Here is a 3655-nt window from a genome sequence, read left to right on the forward strand (position 1 = left end):
CCTTTCAAGAAGACGAAGCGATGCTTCAAGAGCAACAGCGATCCCTGGGCGAAGCATCGGGCACGGCTTTTCCTGTGGCGCTTAAAACCGATGTGGGCCCCATTCAAGCTCGCCGCTTGTTGGCTAGGCTTATTGCAGAGGAGCAGTCAATTGGTGCGAAGGTTGAGTAAGTCACTCAACGATTAGGCAGCTCTAACCACTCACCTCTCCAAAAACCATGCCATTGATATCAGTTGTAGCAAGCGCTATGTCGATTTTTGAGCTGATATTGAGCCGATCTCAGCCGATTCTCTGGCTTCATCAAGTAGCCAGTCCCTAAATCGCAGCACGAACACATCCCCCGCGAGCCGATTTGGGTAAATCAGATAAAACGCGTCACCCGAATTGACCCGATGCGCAAACGGCTCGACCAGCCTGCCGGCCTTCAGATCGGCCGCGACCAGGGCACGCTGGCCCATAGCCACGCCCGCACCCTCTAGAGCCATTTGATACGCAAGACTCACACTTTCAAAGGTGATACCGCGCTCGGGATTGAGGTCGGGCGCGCCAGACGTGTCCAGCCACAAGCGCCAGTAGTTGGGCCGGGCGGCAGACTGAAGCAGCGTGGTGCGGGTGAGGTCCGCCGCGTTTCGGAACGGGCCCAACCGCTTCAGCAACGCAGGACTGCACACCGGCGTGAGCTCGATGTCCACCAGACGGTGACACACGCAACCGGGCCAATCACCGCGGCCGATGCGGATCGCCACACCCGTGGCTTGCGCATCGAAATTCACCGTACCGAGCGAGGTGATGAACACCACGTCCCGATCAGGCTGAGACGCGCGAAACACCGGCAGGCGCGGCACCAACCAACGCATGCCGAACGTCATGGGGCACCAGATGCGCAGCGGATCGCGCCCCTTGGTCGACTTGATTTCTTCGGTGGCTTGGCTCAAGGCCAGAAGAACATCGCTCACGCGCGCAAGATACCGTTTGCCGCTGGCCGTAAGTGCCAACGCGCGGTGCGAGCGAGTGAACAGCGGCGTGCCTAGGTGTCCTTCGAGCAACGCCAACTGCCGGCTCACCGCGCCCGGCGTGACGAACAACTCCTCGGCCGCCTGTTTTACGCTGCCGCGCCGTCCAACGGCCTCGAACACGCGCAGGGCGTTGAGTGGGGGCAGGCTCATGGGATTTTCATGGTCTTTTCGATTTCTAAAAACTCAATCAAAGCGCAGTTTAAATCGGTTGAGCACGATGACTGTGGCGCTCAGAATTCAACTGATCCTTTCATTTTCATCAAGAGACAAGCCCAGTACCATGAGCAACAACCCACCCCGCCTCACCGGCAAGATTCACCCGTCCCGCATTCGCAAATTTGCGGTACCCCGCGCGGCGCCAGGGCTGTTGGAGCGCTACCGCGCGCTCGGCGATGCCAGCGGCGTGCTCTCCGACGTGATGGACCGCCTCGGCATCCCCGGTGTCGTCGGTGCTTCCACGCTCAAGCCCACGATGCCTGGCAAAGTTATCGCCGGCACCGCGCTCACCGTACGCAACGCCTTGCAGCCCGGCGACGGTTATGCGAACGCCCGCGTGCCGACCAACAAGATGGCCGAGTTTGAAGCGCACAACCTCGCCTTGCCCGGCGACGTGGTCGTGATCCAGGGCGTGGCCGGTGTGTCCAACATGGGTGGCATCTCGGCGCAGACCGCCAAGCGCCAGGGGGAGGTCGGCGCGATCATCGAAGGAGGCATTCGCGACGTAGCGCATTCACGCTCGGTCGACTTCCCCATCTGGGCTTCCGAGATCACTCCAATCACCGGCAAATGGCGCCTCGAAACCATGGAAATAAATGGTGATATCGACATTGCCGGCATGCGCGTGTCGTGCGGCGACATCGTGTTTGCCGACGACACCGGCGTGTGCTTCGTGCCGATAGCACGCGCCGAAGAAGTGCTGTTGTGGACCGAGAGGATCGTGCGCGCCGAGGTGATCAAATGCGACGCGATCGATGCGGGAATGCACATCGCCGATCTGCCCAAGACCGAGTGACAGTTCATGACCCCTTCAACTTTCCGCATCGCCCGCCGCACTGCCTGCGCAGCGCTGGCACTTCTCGCCACCGCACCGCTAGCCTGCTTTGCACAGTCGACGTATCCATCGCGCCCAATCAAACTCATCGTGCCCTTCGCGCCGGGCGGCGGCGTGGACAGCATCGCGCGCCTGCTCGGCGAAAAGTTGTCTCAGCGCCTAGGCCAACCCATTGTGGTCGAGAACAAACCGGGCGCGGGTACCACCATAGGCACCCAGCTCGTGGCGCGTTCGGCGCCCGATGGCTACACGCTGTTGATGGCCAGCTCGTCGTTCACCACTGGTCCCGGCCTGTCTCGCTCACTGCCCTACAACATCGAGCGCGATTTCGCGCCCGTGATCATCGTGGCCAACTCGCCCGCTGTGCTGGTGGTGAATGTGAAGTCGGATGCCAACACCCTGCCGCAACTCGTGGCCAAGGCCAAGATCAAGCCCGGCGCGTTGACGTCGGCCACCTACGGCAGTGGCTCGACGCCGCACCTGGTGTCGGAGTTGTTCCAGCAGTTGTCGGGCACGAAATTTTTGAGCGTGCCGTACAGCGGTGGCGGGCCCGCCATGCTGTCGACGCTGTCGGGCGAAACCGACATGGTATTTCCCACCGTGTTGCCCTCGCTGCCGCATGTGAAGTCGGGCAAGGTCAAGGTGCTGGCCATTGCGTCGGCCAAGCGCTCGGCGCTGCTGCCCGATGTGCAGACCTTCCAGGAGCAGGGCGTGCCGTTGGTGACCGGCACGTGGTTCGGTGTGGTGGCGCCTGCCAGCACGCCGGCCGCCATCGTCGAGCGCTTGAACAGCGAAGTGCTGGCCATCGCCAAAGAGGACGCCGCCTTCATCAAAAAGCTGAACGACGAAGGCGCTGAATTTGCGGGTGGCACGCCGGGCGAATTCGGCGCCTTCATCAAGGCGGATCAGGAGCGCTGGCGCAAGGTGATTGCGGAGTCCGGCATCAAGGCCGATTAAGTAAGAGAGAGAAGATCGAGATGAAAAACGAAGAATTCCTCAATGATCTGGAGAAAGACCTTACGGAGAAAGGCTGTAAGTTCGTGGTATTTGTTTAATTGATAGAGCAAGACAGCGAGATCAACAACACCGGGATCGTGAATGTGTCCCTCCGCTACGCCAAAATGTATGTAGTGCGCCCTCAGTTTTTTCATCCCGATCATCACGCTGCTAAGCAATGAGACTAAGAACTCCTTGGGCAGGGGCTTTTAGGGTCTAAAGTGGCCTGTATCGGACTACTTAAAACCAGTTACTGGCGGAGAAGGCGGGATTCGAACCCGCGGTGGGTTTTACCCCACGCACGCTTTCCAGGCGTGTGACTTAAACCACTCATCCACCTCTCCAGTAGCCGAGGATTCTAACCGTTGCGAACCGGTTAAATCAAAGAGCGGCAAGAGTCAGGGCGCAGTATTGGGCTCTGGCGGCAACTCTGAGGTTTGGTCCGAGTACTTCAGGGCGTCTTCTACAGACTTTTGCACCATGTCTTGCAGCTCCAAGCGCAACTTGGACTCCAGGCCCGAGACTTCGTTTTGGAACCGTTCTTTAAAAGACTCCAAAGCCATATGTTGAGCTTCTTGGGCAATGCGCAGCG

General features: G+C 59.7%; 4 protein-coding genes, 1 tRNA gene and 1 pseudogene. 3 read left to right on the top strand and 3 right to left on the bottom strand.

The window, feature by feature from the left end:
- A pseudogene (locus tag Q0O05_RS11920) lies at positions 1 to 170 on the top strand (aromatic ring-hydroxylating dioxygenase subunit alpha); the annotation flags it as partial.
- A 75-nt stretch (positions 171 to 245) separates the two neighbouring features.
- On the opposite strand, the gene gcvA reads toward Q0O05_RS11920, so the two are convergent.
- Positions 246 to 1166 (bottom strand): transcriptional regulator GcvA, encoded by a 921-nt coding sequence (gcvA, locus tag Q0O05_RS11770; RefSeq protein ID WP_293663257.1) that lies wholly within the window; start codon positions 1164 to 1166, stop codon positions 246 to 248.
- 130 nt (positions 1167 to 1296) lie between these two features.
- Between gcvA and Q0O05_RS11775 the strand changes: the two genes are divergently transcribed.
- The gene (locus tag Q0O05_RS11775; RefSeq protein WP_293663259.1) at positions 1297 to 2028 is read left to right on the top strand and encodes a hypothetical protein; all 732 of its coding nucleotides are present in this window, start codon (positions 1297 to 1299) and stop codon (positions 2026 to 2028) included.
- Between the two features lie 6 nt (positions 2029 to 2034).
- Positions 2035 to 3024: a tripartite tricarboxylate transporter substrate binding protein gene (locus Q0O05_RS11780; protein ID WP_293663261.1), complete on the top strand. Its 990-nt coding sequence runs from the start codon at positions 2035 to 2037 to the stop codon at positions 3022 to 3024.
- A gap of 293 nt (positions 3025 to 3317) precedes the next feature.
- On the opposite strand, the gene Q0O05_RS11790 is transcribed toward Q0O05_RS11780, so the two are convergent.
- Together Q0O05_RS11790 and Q0O05_RS11795 are read right to left on the bottom strand one after the other, a co-directional pair.
- Positions 3318 to 3407, bottom strand: a tRNA-Ser gene (locus tag Q0O05_RS11790).
- Between the two features lie 54 nt (positions 3408 to 3461).
- Positions 3462 to 3655 (bottom strand): hypothetical protein (locus Q0O05_RS11795; protein ID WP_293663263.1); only part of this gene is annotated, 194 nt, incomplete at its 5' end.

Origin of the sequence: Rhodoferax sp. OV413 (assembly GCF_945881795.1) — a bacterium.
Classification (GTDB): Bacteria; Pseudomonadota; Gammaproteobacteria; order Burkholderiales; family Burkholderiaceae_C; genus Allorhodoferax.

Coding starts and splice junctions, on each gene's coding strand:
- Q0O05_RS11780 (WP_293663261.1), top strand. CDS start 2,035: ATGACCCCTTCAACTTTCCGCATCGCCCGCCGCACTGCCTGCGCAGCG.
- Q0O05_RS11775 (WP_293663259.1), top strand. CDS start 1,297: ATGAGCAACAACCCACCCCGCCTCACCGGCAAGATTCACCCGTCCCGC.
- gcvA (WP_293663257.1), bottom strand. CDS start 1,166: ATGAGCCTGCCCCCACTCAACGCCCTGCGCGTGTTCGAGGCCGTTGGA.